Below are 18,641 nucleotides of genomic sequence, written 5' to 3'. Positions count from 1 at the left end.
TTATTTTCCTTGGTGTAGGGTCTTTAAAAAATCAATAAATTGCGGCGCATCAGGATAAGAACGTTGAGTTCCTTTTCCGGTGACACTATAGGCTGCAAAAGCAGAAGCCATTTTCATCGCTTTTAATATATTACCGTGCTGGACATATTCATGAGCAAAACAGCCAATGAAAGCATCACCTGCGCCGCTGGTGTCAATGGCATGTACGCTAACCGGCGGTACATGATCAATGTGCTCACCGTGCATCCATAATGAGCCGCGATGCCCCAACGTAATAATCAGGTTATGTAAGCCTTTATCCAATAAGCTGCGCCCCGCACGGTAAATGTTATCCAAACTATCAACCGGCATCCCAGTCAGAATCGCCAACTCAGTTTCATTCGGCATAAAAAACTCGCACTGACATGCATAACCGATATCCAGAGCTTTAGATGCGGGCGCTGGATTAAGAATGACTTTAATCTGGTGCTGGCGGGCAAAGTCGATGGCGGCATAGACAGTTTCCAGCGGGATTTCGAGTTGCAGAATAATCAATTGGCAAGCTTTGAGAGCATCAGCAGCAGCTTCTACATCAGCAGGTAGTAAATGATTGTTAGCACCCTTGATAATCAGAATTCGGTTTTGTGATGATTTATCTACGAAAATCGGGGCCACACCGCTCGAGGACCCCGCAACAGATTTTACGTATTGAGTATCAACCCCCGCTTTTTGCAGATTTCTTATGGTATTTTCGGCAAAAAGATCATCACCGACCCGAGTAACCATCATCACATTGGCACCTAACTTAGCTGCGGCAACAGCTTGATTGGCCCCCTTACCCCCACAACCAATTTCAAAGTTTGGCGCTTCTAACGTTTCCCCGATTTGCGGCATTTCATCAATATAAGTGATCAAATCAACCATGTTGGAACCAATCACAGCAATATCCATTATTAACTCCTTTATTCTAATTTTTACCACTCAATGTTATTGCAATAACATTATCAGGTGACAAATGTTATGTGTGTGACAAAGATCTCAGCAATGAAAGTGTGCCGCGCTTGAAACAGGCAGTTTATTACGATCAATGAATGTTATTATTATAACAATTGGTAAGCAGTGATAATGTGAATCAGTCATATTTGAAGAAGGGAAATAATCGCGAGGGGAGCAGAAACTAAAAATCCCAGCCATCACGGCACCGGGATTATTCAGTAAATTGTGGTGTAACAAGTGTGTCGTAGCAAACCTTAACTTATTTAATCGCCATCGCATCACGCATGGTAAAGAACAAATCAGTTTGGTCTGTTAGACCAACCACATTTGCCGCATGTGGTCCGTAAGCTGCTATACGCAATTGCGAGCCAGTGTGCCCCTGAGAATCATCCTCAGAGTTGCCGTAGCTTATAGCCATAACAGCACCATCTTTCGTGGTTAACGCTTGTGTTAAACCTGGCGCTTTAGCATCTGCTTCAATAATTTGACTGGAATGCGCGTGGTCTGCTGTCACAATAACCAAGGTATTACCGTCTGCTCGAGCAAACTCGAGTGCTTTTTGTACTGCCTCATCCAAATCGACAGTTTCACCGAACTGACCACAAGGGTTCGCCGCATGATCTTGTTTATCAATGGATGCGCCTTCAACCTGTAAGAAGAAGCCTTTTTCGTTATTTTTCAGTAAATCAATCGCTTTTTCGGTCATCACTGCCAAGGTCGGAATATCTTTAGTACGCTCGGCATTATTTTCACAGACTACTGGCGGCTTATCCAAATTGCCATGATAAGACGCTTTCGGCCCCTGCCAACGTACTGGCATGTTACCTGGGCTAAATAACCCTAATAGCGGTTTTTGTTGGTCAGCCTGCTTTATTGCATTCAGATCATCAAGATTTTCGACAATAACATAGCCTCGCGCCAGGGCTTGTTCACGCAGAGATCTGTCTTTCCATTCACCAGCTTTAGCCACCTGGCTAAATGATTTAGCGCCACCACCCAATGTGACATCCGCCCGCCCAGTAATCATTTGCTCGGTAATGGATCCGCGCCCACCATTTTCCAGCGCATTGCTGCCACATTTCTCGCTGGTTTCCTCTGGCCCATAGCATTTTCGCCCAGTAACATGAGCAAACTGTGCCGCAGGAGTGGCATCTTGTAGTTCAGCCGTTGAGACGTTACCTGTTGCTTTACCGGCTTTTTTCGCCAATTCCAACAAGGTGACGTGATCTTTTCCGAACACATCAACACCCAGTGCGCCATTATACGTTTTTACACCTGAAGACCAGGCTGTTGCGGAGGCTGCTGAGTCAGTCACGTAATCCGGTTTTTGTGTTTTCTTATCTAATGAATAGTGCGTGTATTGCCCTGTCAGTGGCAAAGCATCAATTCCTTTAAAGAAACCACCGGCTCCCATGGCATAGTTACGTGCTGAGGTGATTTCTGAGTCCCCCATACCATCGCCAATCAGTAAAATGACATTTTTTACTGTTTTGTTGGACAGCGAGTCACGAAGAGCCTGTGTCTGATCATTAGTCAAACGCCGTGCCCCACCAAATTGAGTGATATCACCTTGGGCGCTACGGTCATAGAGACCAGTGGCGGCGGCGATAGCATTCGGTGTAAACCATGAGCTGGTGAGTATCAGGGTGGATAACGCTATGCCGGACAAAGTGGATACGCGGTTTTGCATCGGTATAATTCCTTGTTGTAAAACAGTAATACAATTTGTATTGATTGGTTACAACGGATACTAGAACAGGCGAATGACGCTTTTATGACAAGCGCGATTAATTATTATTTCTGCCGATGCAGGTGCTCCCCGACGTTTCCACGCGATCGCCTTTGGGCTAAATCAGGCCACCATTGGCGCGTAAAACTTGACCATTAATCCAGCCACCATCTTTGCCAACCAGAAAAGCGACGGCGGCTGCTATATCCTCCGGTGTTCCTAATCTTTCTAGTGGTGCCATTTTCGCCATTCGTTCAATTAATTCGGGTGATTTACCATCAAGGAAGAGAGAGGTTGCCGTCGGCCCAGGAGCAACAGCATTAACGGTGATATTACGCCCCCGCAACTCTTTCGCCAGAATTGCAGTCATGGTTTCAACCGCGGCTTTGGTTGCAGCATAAACACCGTATTTTTCCAGTTTCAGCCCGACGACACTGGTTGAAAAGTTTACAATGCGGCCACCGTCTTTCAACCGTTTTGCCGCTTCACGCATCCCGTTAAAGCTCCCTTTCAGATTAATAGCAATCTGGCGGTCAAAGTGTTCATCATCACTGTCAGCAATAGCGCTGAGAGATAAAATTCCAGCATTGTTAACCAAGACATCAACCCCGCCAAACGCAGCTTCTGCTTGAGAAAATAACTGTGCTACCGCGGCAGCATCACTGATATCCCCCTTCGCACTCACTGCATTTCCGCCAGCTTGTTGAATTTTGCGCACCAGTGTTTCGGCCTCAATGTCACTCCGCGCATAATTGATTAGGACGGTATAACCCTCCTGTGCCAAACGTTCAGCAATGGCTGCGCCAATACCCCTTGATGCCCCTGTTACAATGGCAACCTGCCCCGTTGTATTCACCATGATATTCTCCTAAACGTGTAGTTATCGTTTGCGATCATGTATTGATCGCTATTCAGCCAGTGGCGCAGGTTATGTTCAACAGCCCACAAACAGAGAATGCCACTTTTACCATTTCGGATAATCATCTATTATTCGTTTATACTATCCGAATAAAGCGAACAATAAAGTGGACAGAATTGATGCAATGCGAGTATTTATCAGGGTAGCGGAACAGCGCAGTTTTACCCAAACCGCCCAAGATTTAAATCTACCGCGATCTACAGTGACAGATGCCATAAAACAACTCGAAAAGCGTTTAAATGTGCGTTTATTGCAGCGAACTACCCGACATGTTAGCCCTACATTGGATGGTGAAGCATACTACCAGCGCTGTTTACGCATTATTGCTGATATTGAAGATGCTGAAATGGCTTTTGCCAATGCCAAGCCTCGTGGCTTGCTACGAATTGATGTACAAGGCACGTTAGCCCGCCATTTTGTCTTACCACAACTACCTAATTTTATTGATCAATACCCTGATATTGAGCTATTTATCAGTGAAGGTGACCGCTTGGTCGACCTTATTCGAGAAGGTATTGACGGGGTGCTACGTGTAGGCAATTTACAAGACAGCGATATGGTCGCCCGCCGAGTAGCGCTGTTACCACAAGTCACCTGTGCTGCACCGCAATACTTACAACGACAGGGTATCCCCCTTGAGTTGGACCAGTTATCGGGGCACCAAATGGTGGGTTTTCGTTCTAGCGCAACCGGCAGCTTAATGCCATTGGAATTTGGTACTGACACCCCATTTAATACCAATAAAATATGGCGAACTAACGAAACGCCTAGCGCCGAGGTGACAATCGAAAAGTCATATCCGCCATCAACCGCGTATTCACATACTAAAACTCAGCAAGTAAAATTACCGACTGTTCTGTCAGTCAGTGGCGCTGAAAGTTTTGTAGCCGCCGCCCGCCTTGGATTAGGTATTATCCAAGTGCCTCGTTATCATATCGAGTCTGACTTAACCGCTGGCACGTTGATTGAGATACTGCCGAAATATGCACCGCCGCCGATGCCAGTCTCTTTCCTGTATCCCCATAACCGCCAGCTTTCCCCACGAGTGCGTATTTTCAGTGACTGGTTAAGCCAATTATTTCTTGCCAGCACAATAAAGTGATAATACGCAGGGACGCTGAATCAGTGTTGCCAAGGTAGGCAGCCGCGCCAACCAGCACGGCCGCCACCTATTATTGTGCTTTTTCCACCGACTGATAGATATCGATATCAAAGTAGCCATCAGTCATGCCGTCATTAAGGTAAACCTCATAGCACGCACCTTCTGCTGGACGATAACCACTTTGTGGCAGATGCTGGTTATACAATTCGCTCCAGGCTTTCGCGTAATCATCATCTGTTACTCTAGTGTGATACACCGCATACAAACCGCCGGGAATCACTTGCAGTTGTAGTTGATCACTGAGTTCTACGGGCAATACATAATCGTCTGCGACAGACAAGGAGACGTCAGCCCGTAACTCCGCAGGAGGATTGGTTTCTGGATTGTCCCAGTAAAGAGCTAACCACTCTTTTCCAGGGATTTGGTGCTGGGCATAGAGTGAAGAAAGTTGGTTAAAGCCTTGCGGGATAGTCTCATGATAAGGGCCGACGACCCGAATACTGATTAATTGCTGCGGTTGCTTTTCTACAATCTTAAATGTCATATCGCTACCTCGACTTTATGGTTTCAAGAAAGATGAAGTGACCAAAAATACGATCTTACGCCACAACTGTACATTTATACAGTATATCGAGATTTTATGACATTCGGTTAATTTTCAACCTTGATTTGTGAAGAGCTTCGCAAAAAATCATCCGCTTGATCAAGTTGATGATGGCTGAAAACGGTTATTCCATGTCGGCGTAATAACGCAGTAGTGACTCCCTGCCCCGTGCGCTGGGTGCCGCTAAAATGGCCATCATAGATGCGGCTGCTACCGCAAGAGGGACTCCCTTCGGTCAAAATTGCCACTGTGCAACAGTGCTTTTGCGCCAACTCCAGCGCCTGATAAGCCCCTTGCAGAAACTCCCGGCTAACATCATTACCCCACTGCTCCATCACCCGCGCCTGCCCTTGCAACACTGCCTCGCCGTTACCTTGCTGGATTTCGGCTGGCGGACGCGGTACCGGCATACCTGCAGATAATTCAGGGCAAACAAGGACCAGTCTCCCCTCATCCTGCCAGCGTTGAATAATTTCATCGCTAACAGACAGGGCACTGCCGTTATAACGCACCGGTTTCCCCATTAAACAGGCACTGATCAGAATGCGCGCAGGTTTTGATTCCACGTAATTATCAACCTTAATATTATCAGTGAATAAAAAATGATGATTATGTTGATAATAACTAATTAATAGTTGTAGGTCATGAAGCTGCATTGATAATTGGTGCAGAGCACATAGTTTTCATGCAAATAGATGCCATCACAACTTACTTTGAATAATTCAATGTTTCTAATACCTGCGGCAACAGTCGCGCCAGGCGGCTTGCCCATAGCGCCTGCCCCGTTTGATGTGTAATAAGATCCTGACGAATCTCGATGCCCACATAAGGTAATTGCCGCTGTTCTGCGTGGAAGGGTAACGTGAAATCAGTTGCATCCGTCATGGCATAAGGTTCGTTAATCCCGACGTGCAGGTCGCCTTCTTGCTGTAAAAACGAAACCAGTTGCAAGGCAAATTCAGGATTACGATGAAACAAGGTACCAATTTGCCAAGGGCGCGCGATGTTTTTAAATGACGGTGTAAAACTGTGCATGGAGATGATTACACTGATCTGACCGTTATCACGGCGTTGATTTAAGGTTTGGGTAATCAAATCATGATACGGCTGGAATATCTCACCTCGGCGCGCTTCAGCTTCTGCTACGGTGACACCAATATTGCGCGGGATCCGCGTATGTTCCGAAATTTCAGGGATAGAACTGGCAATTCCCGGTGTCCGGTTACAATCAATCACCAATCGCGAATACTGCTGATGGATCAAGGTCGCATCCAGATATTGGCTAAGTAACCGTGCCGTTGCCAATGAGCCAATATCCCAACCAATATGGCGGTCAATTTCTCCTGGAGCTAACCCCAAATCACCGAGTTGACTCGGTATACGTTGACCCGCATGGTCAGCCAATAAGATAAATGGTGATTGGCTGTGTGGGCGCTCGATAGCGGCCGAAGGAGGGTCGTCATCACGTAATAAAGGATACAAGGCGATATTTGACATGAATTTAGTCCCTGGCATGAAGTGGTTATCGTAAGTATCAGTCGTCACAACAGTTAATACTCACAATCAAGAGCTTTCGTAATCAATAAGCTATCATCGTAGCCGCTAATCTCTGGCTCGCCCACCCCGAATTTATACCTAAATTTTCTGGGTTATGCGATTATCGCCTCAATAGGTATCTTTTGATGTCATATTCCATGCAATAATTATCGGCGGAACTGTTTACAGCCAACGGCAGCAACATAGCGGAGACTTATGGAAACGTTTTTTATTGATCGGATGGCAACCCCACAAGGTGAACTGTTACTGATTGCAGACGAAGAAAACCGGCTACGTGCCATTGATTGGACCGACCATTACGCGCGTCTGATGAAGTTGCTACGCAACCATTATGGCGCGGATGCATTTACATTGGTTGAAAAAAATAATCCTGGTGGGCTGAGTGACACCATGCAACGCTATTTTGCGGGTGATCTGAGCATTATTGATAATTTACCCGTTAAAACTGCTGGGACTGATTTTCAGTGTCAAGTCTGGCAAGAACTGCGTAAAATCCCTTGTGGTGAAACGATTACCTATGGTGAGTTAGCAAAACGAATCAACCGCCCTACCGCGTCGCGGGCTGTGGGGATGGCGAATGGACTGAACCCAATATCTATTGTTGTCCCCTGCCATCGCGTTATTGGACAACAAGGTGCACTGACCGGATATGCCGGTGGAGTGGAGCGAAAACGCTGGTTATTAATACATGAGGGCTATCTTTTAGCACGCTAACTATTCTTGCTCTTATCAGACGCAAGAAAAGATGTTAAAATTGACGCATATCAATATTAATGGGAATACCCTATGATCCCGGAAAAACGCGTAATCCGACGTATCCAGTCTGGTGGTTGTGCAATTCACTGTCAGGATTGCAGTATCAGCCAGCTCTGTATTCCTTTTACCTTAAATGAAAACGAGCTGGATCAGCTCGACAATATCATTGAAAGGAAAAAACCTATTCAGAAAGGACAGGCGCTGTTTAAAGCAGGTGATGAGCTCAAATCCCTGTATGCCATCCGTTCCGGGACCATTAAAAGTTACACCATTACTGAAGAGGGTGATGAGCAAATCACCGGTTTCCATCTGGCGGGCGACTTGGTCGGTTTTGACGCTATCAGTAATTTACAACATCCGAGTTTCGCACAAGCTCTGGAAACCTCCATGGTTTGTGAAATACCATTTGATACACTGGATGATTTATCAGGAAAAATGCCAAACCTGCGCCAGCAGATGATGCGCCTGATGAGTGGTGAGATCAAAGGCGATCAAGACATGATTTTGCTACTGTCGAAGAAGAATGCAGAAGAGCGCCTGGCCGCCTTCATCTATAATCTGTCTCGTCGTTTTGCTCAGCGTGGTTTCTCTCCACGGGAGTTCCGCCTGACGATGACCCGTGGTGACATTGGCAACTATTTAGGTCTGACAGTTGAAACCATTAGCCGTTTGCTAGGCCGTTTTCAGAAAAGCGATATTCTGAGTGTGAAAGGTAAGTACATCACTATTGAGAATACCGAGGCGCTAGGTCAACTCGCTGGTAATCCAAGACCAAGCCTGTAATCTAATCCAAAATACCCGGCGACTTGAAAGTTGGCGGGTATATTTATTGGTCTCGCCCTCTCTCCCACCTATCCTGTTTTCCTTTCATGGTTTACTCTTTAACTAACATACTGTTAATTCACGGTTGTAAGGAGACTCTATGGCAAAGTATCAGAATATTCTGGTTGCTATTGACCCCAATCAGGATGATCAACCTGCATTAAGGCGTGCAGTTTACCTTGTGCAGCGCAATGGCGGCACAATCAAAGCATTTTTGGCTATTTATGATCTGTCATATGATATGACTACCCTGCTGTCGCCCGATGAGCGCACCGCAATGCGTAAAGGGGTTATCAGCCAACGGTCCGCATGGATAAGCGAGCAGTGCCGGTTTTACCTTGATGCGGGTATCCCAATTGAAATCAAAGTGGTGTGGCATAATCGGCCTTATGAAGCCATCATTCAGGAAGTCCTGAACGCCAAGCACGATTTGTTATTAAAGATGGCACATCAGCATGATCGTCTTGAGTCCATTATCTTTACGCCAACGGACTGGCATTTATTGCGTAAATGCCCGTGCCCGGTCTGGATGGTTAAAGACCAACCCTGGCCAGAAGGTGCCACAGCGCTGGTGGCAGTTAACCTTTCAAGTGAAGACCCACTTCATGACCCACTCAATCTGCGACTGGTCAAAGAGACCAGAGAGTTAGCTGAGAATGTTAATCAAACTCCGGTACATCTGATCAGCGCCTATCCGGTAACACCGATTAATATCGCCATTGAATTGCCTGATTTTGACCCGAGTGTCTATAACGATGCCATTCGTGGTCAGCACTTGGTTGCGATGAAAGCATTGCGCCAACAGTTTGGCATTGATGAAAAATTCACCCATGTTGAAAAGGGCCTACCTGAAGAGGTTATTCCTGATTTGGCTGAACACTTGCGGGCTGGGGTGGTTGTTCTGGGTACTTTGGGGCGTACTGGGCTATCTGCCGCCTTTATTGGTAACACCACAGAACATGTGATCGACCATCTTAAATGTGACTTACTGGCCATTAAACCAGAAGGATTTACCTGTCCGATAGAAGGCAATGAAGATCTGGAAGAAATTGGATAACCCCTCCGGCGGCATCCATTGATTAAACCAAAAAGAAGGGCCACCGCATAGGTGGCCCTTGATCTGATTCGTTATAACAAATTACAACGCGCGTAAAATTGCTTCTACGCTGTCTTTGGCATCCCCAAACAACATTTGGGTATTTTCTTTAAAGAACAATGGGTTTTGCACGCCAGCATAGCCGGTATTCATTGAACGTTTAAAGGCAATAACACTTTGCGCTTTCCACACTTCCAACACCGGCATACCTGCAATCGGACTACGCGGGTCTTCAAGTGCGGCTGGGTTAACCGTATCATTGGCACCAATCACCAACACGACATCAGTGCTTGGGAAATCATCATTGATCTCATCCATTTCCAACACTACGTCATAAGGAACTTTGGCTTCAGCCAATAACACGTTCATATGGCCTGGCAAACGCCCTGCAACCGGGTGAATACCAAAGCGCACTTTGATGCCCCGCGCTTGCAGTTTGGCAGTAATCTCAGCGACTGGATATTGTGCCTGTGCTACCGCCATACCATAGCCTGGAGTGATGATAACTGAGCTGGAGTTTTTTAACAGATCAGCCACTTCTTCTGCTGTAGTTTCACGGTATTCGCCCATTTCTTCCGCATTACCGGTAGAAGAACCATCAGTACCAAAACCACCGGCGATCACACTGATAAACGAGCGGTTCATCGCTTTACACATGATGTAAGACAGAATAGCACCGGAAGAACCAACCAAGGCACCCGTTACAATCAGCAGGTCATTGCTCAACATGAAGCCTGCGGCGGCAGCGGCCCAACCAGAGTAGGAGTTCAGCATTGAGACCACAACCGGCATGTCAGCACCACCGATTGACGCGACCAAGTGCCAGCCAAAGCCCAGAGCAATCACTGTCATCAATAACAACGCGACCACTTGTAAACCAACGCTATCTGTTTTGACGAACATTATCATCAGCAGGAATGATACAACCAGCGCCACCAGATTCAACTTATGGCGTTGTGGCAACATCAGTGGCTTGGATGAGATAATCCCGCGTAATTTACCAAAGGCAACGATAGAACCAGTGAATGTTACTGCCCCGATAAAGATACCCAAGAATACTTCGGTCAGATGGATATTCACCATCACCGCGTCCATCACCACCGGGCCGTGGTCCAGATAGCTGTTAAAGCCAACCAGAACGGCTGCCAGGCCGACGAAACTGTGCAAGATAGCGACCAGTTCTGGCATTTCAGTCATTTCGACTTTTTTCGCCAGATAGATACCAATAGCACCACCAATTACCATGGCAATGATAATCCAGGCAACATTACCTGAATCCGGCCCAAGGATGGTGGCGATAAGCGCGATGGCCATACCGGTCACACCGAAAGTGTTACCTTGTTTGGATGTTTCGTGGCGCGACAGCCCAGCCAAACTGAAAATAAATAAAATCGCAGCAACTATGTACGCAGCTGTAACGAGACCACTAGACATCAGTTACCCCTATATTTTTGTGTGACATTATTTTTATACCCGCCGAGTTTTTATACCACTCAGTTTTTACGGAACATTTTCAACATGCGTTGGGTGACCGTGAAGCCGCCAAAAATGTTGATACTGGCAATCAGTACGGCAATAAAGGATAAGAAACTCACCCAACCGCCATGACCAATCTGCAATAATGCGCCGACAACGATAATGCCTGAAATTGCGTTAGTGACTGACATTAAAGGTGTATGTAGCGCATGGCTGACGTTCCACACCACGTAGTAACCCACCACGCACGCCAGTGCAAAAACCGTAAAGTGAGATAAAAACTCTTTCGGAGCAACATTTGCCAACCAGCCAAACAACACAATAGCCAGAGCCATAATGATGTATTTTGGCCATGGTGAACTAGGCTTAGCATCTTCTTTCACAATAGGTTCAGCTTTAGCCGCCTGAGGTTGTGCTGATACCTGAATCGGCGGCGCTGGCCACGTTATTTCACCGGTTTTGACCACGGTAACACCGCGAATCACGGTATCTTCGAAATCAATATCTATCTCACCATTTTTCTCTTTGCAGAGTAATTTCAGTAAGTTAACCAGGTTAGTTCCGTAAAGCTGGGATGACTGGGTCGGCAAACGGCTTGGTAGGTCGGTATAACCGATGATTTTTACGCCATTCTCTGTCACGGTCACTTGATCGGCAACGGTCAGTTCACAGTTACCACCGGTCTGCGCGGCCAGGTCAACAATCACACTGCCTGACTTCATTGATGCCACCATCTCTTTGGTGATCAGCCGTGGAGCAGGTTTACCCGGAATCAGTGCCGTCGTAACAATGATGTCCACTTCAGCGGCTTGAGCGGCAAACAACGCCATTTCAGCTTTGATAAAAGCTTCGGACATCACTTTGGCGTAGCCGTCACCACTGCCTGCTTCTTCCTCAAAATCCAACTCGAGGAACTCAGCACCCATACTCTGGACCTGTTCTTTTACTTCTGGGCGGGTGTCGAAAGCACGCACGATAGCACCCATACTCCCTGCCGCCCCAATGGCTGCCAAACCTGCAACCCCGGCCCCGATAATCACAACCTTCGCCGGTGGAACTTTACCCGCAGCCGTAATTTGCCCAGTGAAGAAGCGACCAAATTCATGGGCAGCTTCAACAATGGCACGATAACCGGCAATATTTGCCATTGAACTGAGAGCATCCATAGATTGTGCACGGGATATACGCGGCACTGAATCCATGGCCAATACTGTTACCTGACGCTCAGCTAACTTTTGTAGCAATTCAGGGTTCTGTGCTGGCCAGATAAAGCTGGCCAACGTACTCCCGGCACGCATCAGGGGGATTTCTTCCTCAAGGGGCGCATTCACTTTGAGGATAAGATCGGATTGCCACACATCGGTGGTATCCGTAATAGTGGCACCCGCTTCTTGGTACGCCGCATCATCGAAACTGGCTAAGTGGCCAGCTCCGCTTTCAATCGCCACGGTGAAGCCTAATTTCAGCAGTTGTTCCACCGTTTTCGGCGTTGCTGCAACACGGGCTTCATTGGCCAACCGCTCTTTTGGTACACCAATACGCATAATGTTCCCTTTTACCTGTCTTTGATGATGAGTATTGCCATATCCATCTTATTCGGTGTTGTTGGAGCGTTAGCGACTCACATTCACCCGAATTAGGGATGTGGGATTCGTTTCCTTGCTGCTTACCTGCAACACCCATTAATTTGGGCATGCTTCAGTTCTCTTTGGTCACTGACAAACCTGCTTTGCTACAGCTCCTTATAACCTACTGAAAATGTGACTGATGATCCATATCTGTGTGCGCTTCTGGTGCAGTTTTTGCACTAAAACTGGCAGGCGGAAAGAACTCTGTATAATTCACTACAAAAATAATATTTACCAGAGGCTTGTCCTGCAACTTTGCACCAAAATAACAAGTCGAGCAATAATGAGACAGCCCAGCAATGGCGCGGCATCAGGTTAGCAAAATGTAAATAATCAGCACTTATGACGTTAAAGCAATTATTCGTAAAGCTTATCCCTATTATTGCTGTAAAGTGGCGACGGGCTAATCTTCAGAATTGATATACTAAGACATATAAATTGCTGAGACACCCACCATTATTACATGTAATAATCATCTGCCATTCTGTTACACATCAATTGTTCCGCACGTATCAACGTTAATGCGCAAGGCGAAAGGATTTTTTATGAAGCTGAAATACACGATCATCGCATCGGCATTGCTATCACTCACCGCGCTTTCTGCTGCACAAGCGGCAAAAGAACTCGCACCAGAGCAAGCAGCAGCCATTAAGCCATTTGATCGCATTACTATTACTGGCCGATTTAATGCAATCAATGAGGCAGCGGATGCGGTATCGCGCCGAGCTGACAAATTGGGCGCAGACTCTTTCTATATTCAGGATATCAACAGCAACAATAATGGCGGCAACTGGCGTGTAACGGCCGATGTTTATCATAAAGATGCACCGGAAGTGAGCAAAGAAACCCAGTATCGCGTCTTTAATGATGTTAAAGAATTGCCAAAAGCAGAAGCCTATGCGCTTCAACCTTATGATACCGTTTCTGTTAGTGGCTTCTTCCGTAGCCAGCCTGATATCAACGATGCCATTTCAAAGGCAGCAAAAGAGAAAGGGGCTTACTCCTTCTTTATCGTGCGTCAGGTTGATGCAAACCAAGGTGGCAACCAGTTTGTGACGGCATATGTTTATAAAGCAGATGCGGCAAAACGTGTTGTTCAAAGCCCGGATGTTATTCCAGCCGATTCTGACGCTGGCCGTGCAGCACTGGCTGCCGGTGGCGCTGCTGCTGCCAACGTCGAAATCCCAGGAGTTGCCTCTTCAGGTACGCCAAGTGCTGATGTGGGCCGTTTCTTCGAAACGCAATCATCAACCGGTAAACGTTACACTGTCACCCTGAATGATGGTACTCAAATTCAGGAACTGAACAACACGACTGCCGCACAGATGGTGCCGTTTGATTCTATTACCTTTAGCGGTCACTACAACAGCATGACTGACGTATCTCATGAAGTCGCTAAACGTGCTGCGGCAAAAGGTGCGAAGTATTACCATGTGACTCGCCAGTGGCAGAACCAAAGTGGTGGTAACCTGAGTGTTAGCGCTGACTTGTTCAAATAAGTTTGCGTGAATTTTGTTACTGTAAGGGCAGCTACATGCTGCCTTTTTTATGTGTCTGCTGTTGTCCTACTTCTTATTGATACGGATTGAATAATTTTTTGTCCAAATCGCATAACCAATCATTGCATGATCGCGCCCCACTCCGTAAAATCTCCCGAAAATTTTGGGGCTATTATCTGTCAGCTATCGATAAGTTTGCCTCATATAATGCTGCTTACAAGTCAGTAACCATTCATTAATACTATCAAAACCAGGATCCATAATTGGAAAAAAAACTCGGCCTGACTGCGCTAACCGCGCTGGTCCTTAGCTCAATGCTGGGAGCGGGTGTGTTCAGCCTGCCGCAAAACATGGCGGAAGTTGCCAGCCCTGCGGCACTGCTTATCGGCTGGAGTATTACCGGCGTGGGGATCATCTTCCTGGCGTTTGCCATGCTGTTACTGACGCGCTTGCGCCCTGATCTCGATGGTGGAATATTCACCTATGCCAAAGAAGGCTTTGGTGATCTTATCGGTTTTTTCTCAGCCTGGGGTTACTGGCTGTGCGCCGTTATAGCTAATGTCTCTTACTTAGTAATTGTTTTTGCTGCATTAAGCTTCTTTACTGATAAATCAGGTCACATTATCTTCGGTGAAGGTAATACCTGGCAGGCATTGCTGGGAGCCACCCTCCTGCTGTGGTTGGTGCATGCACTGGTTCTGCGTGGCGTTCAAACCGCCGCCAGTATTAACCTGGCCGCCACGTTAGCAAAACTGTTACCTATCGGTGGCTTTATTGTGTTAGCCGGTCTGGCATTTAGCCTTGATACTTTCAGTTTTGATTTTAGTGGCGTAGCGCTGCATACCCCGGTTTGGCAGCAAGTTAAAGACACCATGCTGATAACGCTCTGGGTCTTTATTGGTGTCGAAGGTGCCGTAGTTGTGTCGGCCCGTGCACGCAATAAAAAAGATGTGGGTCGGGCAACGATGTTAGCCGTGCTGTCTGCTCTGTGCGTTTATTTGTTAATTACCCTATTGTCTCTTGGCGTAGTGCCCCGTGCCGAGTTAGCCGGTATGCGTAATCCGTCGATGGCTGGAATTATGGTCGAGATGATTGGCCCTTGGGGTGAAGTCATCATTGCCACGGGGCTTATTATTTCGGTGTGTGGTGCTTATCTTAGCTGGACCATTATGGCTGCTGAAGTGCCGATGGTTGCAGCCAGGCACGGAGCATTCCCCAAAATATTCCGCCATCAGAATAAAAATAATGCGCCAGCACAATCACTATGGTTAACCAATTGTGCGGTTCAAGTGGCTCTGATTCTGATTTGGCTGACGGGCAGTAACTACAATACCTTGCTGACAATCGCATCAGAAATGATTCTGGTACCCTACTTTCTGGTGGGAGCCTTCTTATTTAAAATTGCCTTAAAACGTCACGATTGGCGTTTGATTATTGCTGCCAGTGGCGCGTGTTTGTATGGTTTGTGGCTAATTTATGCCGCCGGGCTGGTGTATTTACTGTTATCTGTTTTGTTATATGCCCCTGGACTATTGGTGTTTATTTATGCACGTAAAGGGCATGAGGGACTGAAATTACTGAATACAGTGGAACGGTCAGCTATCTGCTTGGTACTGATTGCAACCATTCCGGCCACCTGGATTGCTATGCACTAAACCCGAGTTTGGCTAAATGAAAGGTACAGCAAAGTGAAGGTCTCAAATGGGCTGGCTGCCTTAGCTCAGTTTGCCCGTTTGAGTATGACCTAAAGAAAGTTATGGCGTAGAGATAACTATTTACTTGCCGTTTCCGCCAAATCCACGGATAGACACTCCCCTTGCTGGCTTAATTTTATTGATTCCGGCAATTTTTGCTTAATCTCGCCGAGTTGACTGGTTTCCAAAGGGTAAGGCAACTGGATATCCAATAGGGCAATGCCCTGTTGTTCTGCTAGCCGAATCAAGCGAACGATATTGGTTTGATCGCTAAGCTGGGTAGATAGTACCTGTAAGGCCAATGCATTAAGCCGCTCTTGCGGCGTTTTTTCCATTTCCGTCTGCGATTTTACCACCATGCCAAATATGGGCATAACACCATAAATCGCCTCAATAAAACTCCAACGCTTTTTGCATGATGCGGCTAAAAATACCGTGTAATCGAAGCAGACCTTTTCACTGTGCGCTGGCACACCGATGTGTTCGCCACTCATCCCTCAGTCCTCAGCTGATCGATACAGCTATTCATTAATCGTAAGTATTGATATATAAACGATAGGCGCAACAAAATAGAGATGACGATATAATCACTTTTATTAATATAATGAAATGATTTGCCAGTTGTCTAGCAATCAGTCATCAGCATTTATGCTTAACAGACTAAGTAACATGCATAGTATTGCTGCCAACAGCGCGCTATGCTGAATTCCGGCACCTTTATAAACTGAAAAACATGACCAAAATTGTTTTTGTGGAAGACGACGCAGAAGTCGGAAAATTGATTGCTGCCTATCTGGGTAAGCATGATATCGATGTGTTGGTAGAACCTCGTGGCGATACAGCCCAAGCGGTTATTGAACAACAACAACCGGACTTGGTATTACTTGATATCATGTTGCCAGGAAAAGATGGTATGACACTGTGCCGTGATTTGCGCCCCGTTTATGAGGGGCCGATTGTACTGCTGACCTCGCTGGACAGTGATATGAACCATATTCTGTCGCTTGAAATGGGGGCAAACGACTATATCCTCAAAACCACGCCACCTGCTGTACTGTTGGCGCGCCTACGGTTACATCTGCGTCAGCATAATCTGCAACAAAACAAAGAGACCATTAGCCCGCCCCATACCGGCCATAATGCGATCCATTTCGGCTTGCTGTGTATTGATCCAGTAAACCGCCAAGTCAATCTTAGCGATGAAGAGATAACGTTATCCACGTCAGATTTTGATTTGTTATGGGAGTTAGCTACCCATGCAGGAATAATAATGGATCGTGAAGCGTTGCTGAAAAATTTACGTGGTGTCAGCTATGACGGCATGGACCGCAGTATAGATGTTGCCATATCGCGTTTACGCCGCAAACTCTATGACAATGCTATCGAACCATTTCGTATCAAAACCGTGCGTAATAAAGGCTATTTGTTCGCCCCAAATGCCTGGGAGTCAGTGCATCAATGAGGAAACTATTCATTCAATTTTTCTTATTACTGTTCGTCTGTTTTATGGTGATGGCCATGTTGGTCGGCTTAGTTTACAAAGTCACCGCAGAGCGTGCCGGTCGACAGTCATTAGATGACCTGATGAAAAGTTCGCTTTCATTGATGCGCAGTGAATTACGAGAAATCCCTCTGAAGGATTGGAATAAAACCATTGCCACACTGGATTTAAACCTTTCCTTTCAGTTGCATATAGAGCCTCTTGATAAACGTGATCTCGGTGAGCGTTTGAATAAACGCCTACGGGCGGGTGAAATTATTGCCTTAGATGATGAATATACTTTCCTGCAACGTATCCCTCGTAGTCACTACGCTCTTGCTGTCGGCCCAGTCCCCTATTTGTTTTATTTGCATCAAATGCGCCTGCTCGACTTGGCCTTATTAATCTTAATTGGTCTGTCTTTGGCGCTGCCAGTATTCTTGTGGATGCGCCCGCACTGGAAAGATCTATTAAAATTGGAGAATGCGGCTCAACGACTGGGGGCTGGCTACCTTGACGAGCGAACGCATTTTGATCCTACCTCCAGTTTGAACCGTTTAGGTGTGGCGTTTAATCAAATGGCTGACAATATCAATACGCTGATTGTTAGCAAGAAACTGCTCATAGATGGTATTGCGCATGAACTTCGCACCCCACTCGTGCGTTTACGATATCGTTTAGCGATGAGTGACAACCTGACAGAAAGTGAGCAATTAGCTTTAAATCATGATATTGGCCAGTTAGAAGCACTTATTGATGAGTTACTGACCTACGCTCGGCTGGATCGCCCGCAGGTTTCCCTTAATCTGGAACCTATCGACTTACCCGCCTGGCTAACAACAAAAGTCGCGGATATACGCTTAATTCATAGTGAACGGGAAATCGAACTGGATATCCCCCACCGTGGTGACTTTGGCGCTGTCGACCTGCGCCTGATGGAGCGAGTATTAGATAATCTGGTTAATAACGCGCTACGTTATTCCACTAAACGACTACGTATTGGATTATGGTTTGACGGTGACAACGCTTGCCTGCAAGTTGAAGATGATGGCCCTGGCATTCCTCTGGAAGAGCGTGCACGGGTTTTCGAGCCTTTTGTGCGCCTGGATCCCAGCCGCGATCGCGCAACGGGAGGCTGTGGCCTGGGTCTGGCGATTGTACACTCCATCGCTCTGGCTTATCAGGGCAATATTTCCGTTGATGCCAGTTCATTAGGCGGTGCCAGTTTCCGTTTCTGTTGGCCGGTACAAAATCCTTACTCACTGTCCGTTGATCAAGATTAAACACTAACTTTCACTCTGGAG

The 18,641-nt window shown here is 46.6% G+C and carries 17 protein-coding genes; 8 read left to right on the top strand and 9 right to left on the bottom strand.

What is annotated here, in order from left to right; translation table 11 throughout:
- The 3 genes from rbsK to A6J67_RS14525 form a co-directional block, all read right to left on the bottom strand.
- Positions 1-930: a ribokinase gene (gene rbsK / locus A6J67_RS14535; RefSeq protein ID WP_005184301.1), complete on the bottom strand. Its 930-nt coding sequence runs from the start codon at positions 928-930 to the stop codon at positions 1-3.
- 304 nt (positions 931-1,234) lie between these two features.
- On the bottom strand, positions 1,235-2,665 hold the full coding sequence (gene phoA, locus A6J67_RS14530; RefSeq protein WP_042569790.1) for an alkaline phosphatase: 1,431 nt from the start codon (positions 2,663-2,665) through the stop codon (positions 1,235-1,237).
- Between the two features lie 157 nt (positions 2,666-2,822).
- Entirely contained in the window at positions 2,823-3,563 is a 741-nt protein-coding gene (locus A6J67_RS14525; RefSeq protein ID WP_042569791.1) for an SDR family oxidoreductase, read from the bottom strand.
- Positions 3,564-3,729: 166 nt separating this feature from the next.
- Between A6J67_RS14525 and A6J67_RS14520 the strand changes: the two genes are divergently transcribed.
- Positions 3,730-4,725, top strand: coding sequence for a LysR family transcriptional regulator (locus A6J67_RS14520; RefSeq protein ID WP_050296982.1), 996 nt, complete (start codon positions 3,730-3,732; stop codon positions 4,723-4,725).
- Between the two features lie 70 nt (positions 4,726-4,795).
- On the opposite strand, the gene sbmC is transcribed toward A6J67_RS14520, so the two are convergent.
- From sbmC to A6J67_RS14505, 3 genes are all read right to left on the bottom strand, one after another.
- A complete protein-coding gene (sbmC, locus tag A6J67_RS14515; protein ID WP_005184310.1) occupies positions 4,796-5,269 on the bottom strand; it encodes a DNA gyrase inhibitor SbmC in 474 nt (157 codons plus the stop codon).
- Between the two features lie 107 nt (positions 5,270-5,376).
- Positions 5,377-5,895 carry a DUF523 domain-containing protein gene (locus A6J67_RS14510; RefSeq protein ID WP_042570167.1) on the bottom strand — a complete coding sequence of 173 codons (519 nt, stop codon included), beginning with the start codon at positions 5,893-5,895 and terminating at the stop codon, positions 5,377-5,379.
- 142 nt (positions 5,896-6,037) lie between these two features.
- Positions 6,038-6,826 (bottom strand): N-formylglutamate amidohydrolase, encoded by a 789-nt coding sequence (locus A6J67_RS14505; RefSeq protein WP_042569792.1) that lies wholly within the window; start codon positions 6,824-6,826, stop codon positions 6,038-6,040.
- A 255-nt stretch (positions 6,827-7,081) separates the two neighbouring features.
- Here A6J67_RS14505 and ogt point away from each other — a divergent pair, with 255 nt between their 5' ends.
- The 3 genes from ogt to uspE all read left to right on the top strand — a co-directional run bounded on the left by ogt (position 7,082) and on the right by uspE (position 9,521).
- Positions 7,082-7,600 carry a methylated-DNA--[protein]-cysteine S-methyltransferase gene (ogt, locus tag A6J67_RS14500; RefSeq protein WP_050296984.1) on the top strand — a complete coding sequence of 173 codons (519 nt, stop codon included), beginning with the start codon at positions 7,082-7,084 and terminating at the stop codon, positions 7,598-7,600.
- A gap of 72 nt (positions 7,601-7,672) precedes the next feature.
- Complete coding sequence (locus A6J67_RS14495; RefSeq protein WP_005184317.1) at positions 7,673-8,425, top strand: FNR family transcription factor; 753 nt, start codon at positions 7,673-7,675, stop codon at positions 8,423-8,425.
- Positions 8,426-8,564: 139 nt separating this feature from the next.
- Positions 8,565-9,521: a universal stress protein UspE gene (uspE, locus tag A6J67_RS14490; RefSeq protein ID WP_005184319.1), complete on the top strand. Its 957-nt coding sequence runs from the start codon at positions 8,565-8,567 to the stop codon at positions 9,519-9,521.
- A gap of 81 nt (positions 9,522-9,602) precedes the next feature.
- Here uspE and pntB read toward each other — a convergent pair whose 3' ends face one another.
- Entirely contained in the window at positions 9,603-10,994 is a 1,392-nt protein-coding gene (gene pntB, locus A6J67_RS14485) for a Re/Si-specific NAD(P)(+) transhydrogenase subunit beta (protein ID WP_032906064.1), read from the bottom strand.
- 59 nt (positions 10,995-11,053) lie between these two features.
- Positions 11,054-12,580 carry a Re/Si-specific NAD(P)(+) transhydrogenase subunit alpha gene (gene pntA, locus A6J67_RS14480; RefSeq protein ID WP_080608238.1) on the bottom strand — a complete coding sequence of 509 codons (1,527 nt, stop codon included), beginning with the start codon at positions 12,578-12,580 and terminating at the stop codon, positions 11,054-11,056.
- 629 nt (positions 12,581-13,209) lie between these two features.
- Between pntA and ydgH the strand changes: the two genes are divergently transcribed.
- Positions 13,210-14,163, top strand: a complete 954-nt coding sequence (ydgH, locus tag A6J67_RS14470; protein WP_032906066.1) for a DUF1471 family protein YdgH — start codon at positions 13,210-13,212, stop codon at positions 14,161-14,163.
- A 263-nt stretch (positions 14,164-14,426) separates the two neighbouring features.
- On the top strand, positions 14,427-15,818 hold the full coding sequence (locus tag A6J67_RS14465) for an amino acid permease (RefSeq protein WP_005184329.1): 1,392 nt from the start codon (positions 14,427-14,429) through the stop codon (positions 15,816-15,818).
- 116 nt (positions 15,819-15,934) lie between these two features.
- Here the strand turns inward: A6J67_RS14465 and A6J67_RS14460 are convergent, their stop codons facing one another.
- Entirely contained in the window at positions 15,935-16,351 is a 417-nt protein-coding gene (locus A6J67_RS14460) for a hypothetical protein (RefSeq protein ID WP_005184334.1), read from the bottom strand.
- Between the two features lie 239 nt (positions 16,352-16,590).
- On the opposite strand from A6J67_RS14460, the gene rstA reads away from it, so the two are divergent.
- Both rstA and rstB read left to right on the top strand, forming a co-directional pair.
- Complete coding sequence (gene rstA / locus A6J67_RS14455) at positions 16,591-17,319, top strand: two-component system response regulator RstA (protein ID WP_042570168.1); 729 nt, start codon at positions 16,591-16,593, stop codon at positions 17,317-17,319.
- Positions 17,316-18,620, top strand: coding sequence for a two-component system sensor histidine kinase RstB (gene rstB / locus A6J67_RS14450; protein WP_032906067.1), 1,305 nt, complete (start codon positions 17,316-17,318; stop codon positions 18,618-18,620). The genes rstA and rstB overlap by 4 nt, the downstream gene beginning before the upstream one ends.
- Positions 18,621-18,641: the final 21 nt, after the last annotated feature.

It is taken from the genome of Yersinia sp. FDAARGOS_228 (assembly GCF_002073315.2).
GTDB classification, from domain to species: domain Bacteria; phylum Pseudomonadota; class Gammaproteobacteria; order Enterobacterales; family Enterobacteriaceae; genus Yersinia; species Yersinia intermedia.
This window is presented reverse-complemented; position numbering and strand designations above follow the sequence as displayed.

Bases quoted from the DNA above. Each gene is read 5' to 3' on its own strand.
- ogt (WP_050296984.1), top strand. From the start codon at position 7,082: ATGGAAACGTTTTTTATTGATCGGATGGCAACCCCACAAGGTGAACTG.
- rstA (WP_042570168.1), top strand. From the start codon at position 16,591: ATGACCAAAATTGTTTTTGTGGAAGACGACGCAGAAGTCGGAAAATTG.
- A6J67_RS14495 (WP_005184317.1), top strand. From the start codon at position 7,673: ATGATCCCGGAAAAACGCGTAATCCGACGTATCCAGTCTGGTGGTTGT.
- pntB (WP_032906064.1), bottom strand. From the start codon at position 10,994: ATGTCTAGTGGTCTCGTTACAGCTGCGTACATAGTTGCTGCGATTTTA.
- rstB (WP_032906067.1), top strand. From the start codon at position 17,316: ATGAGGAAACTATTCATTCAATTTTTCTTATTACTGTTCGTCTGTTTT.
- A6J67_RS14505 (WP_042569792.1), bottom strand. From the start codon at position 6,826: ATGTCAAATATCGCCTTGTATCCTTTATTACGTGATGACGACCCTCCT.
- ydgH (WP_032906066.1), top strand. From the start codon at position 13,210: ATGAAGCTGAAATACACGATCATCGCATCGGCATTGCTATCACTCACC.
- pntA (WP_080608238.1), bottom strand. From the start codon at position 12,580: ATGCGTATTGGTGTACCAAAAGAGCGGTTGGCCAATGAAGCCCGTGTT.
- rbsK (WP_005184301.1), bottom strand. From the start codon at position 930: ATGGATATTGCTGTGATTGGTTCCAACATGGTTGATTTGATCACTTAT.
- phoA (WP_042569790.1), bottom strand. From the start codon at position 2,665: ATGCAAAACCGCGTATCCACTTTGTCCGGCATAGCGTTATCCACCCTG.
- A6J67_RS14460 (WP_005184334.1), bottom strand. From the start codon at position 16,351: ATGAGTGGCGAACACATCGGTGTGCCAGCGCACAGTGAAAAGGTCTGC.
- sbmC (WP_005184310.1), bottom strand. From the start codon at position 5,269: ATGACATTTAAGATTGTAGAAAAGCAACCGCAGCAATTAATCAGTATT.
- uspE (WP_005184319.1), top strand. From the start codon at position 8,565: ATGGCAAAGTATCAGAATATTCTGGTTGCTATTGACCCCAATCAGGAT.
- A6J67_RS14525 (WP_042569791.1), bottom strand. From the start codon at position 3,563: ATGGTGAATACAACGGGGCAGGTTGCCATTGTAACAGGGGCATCAAGG.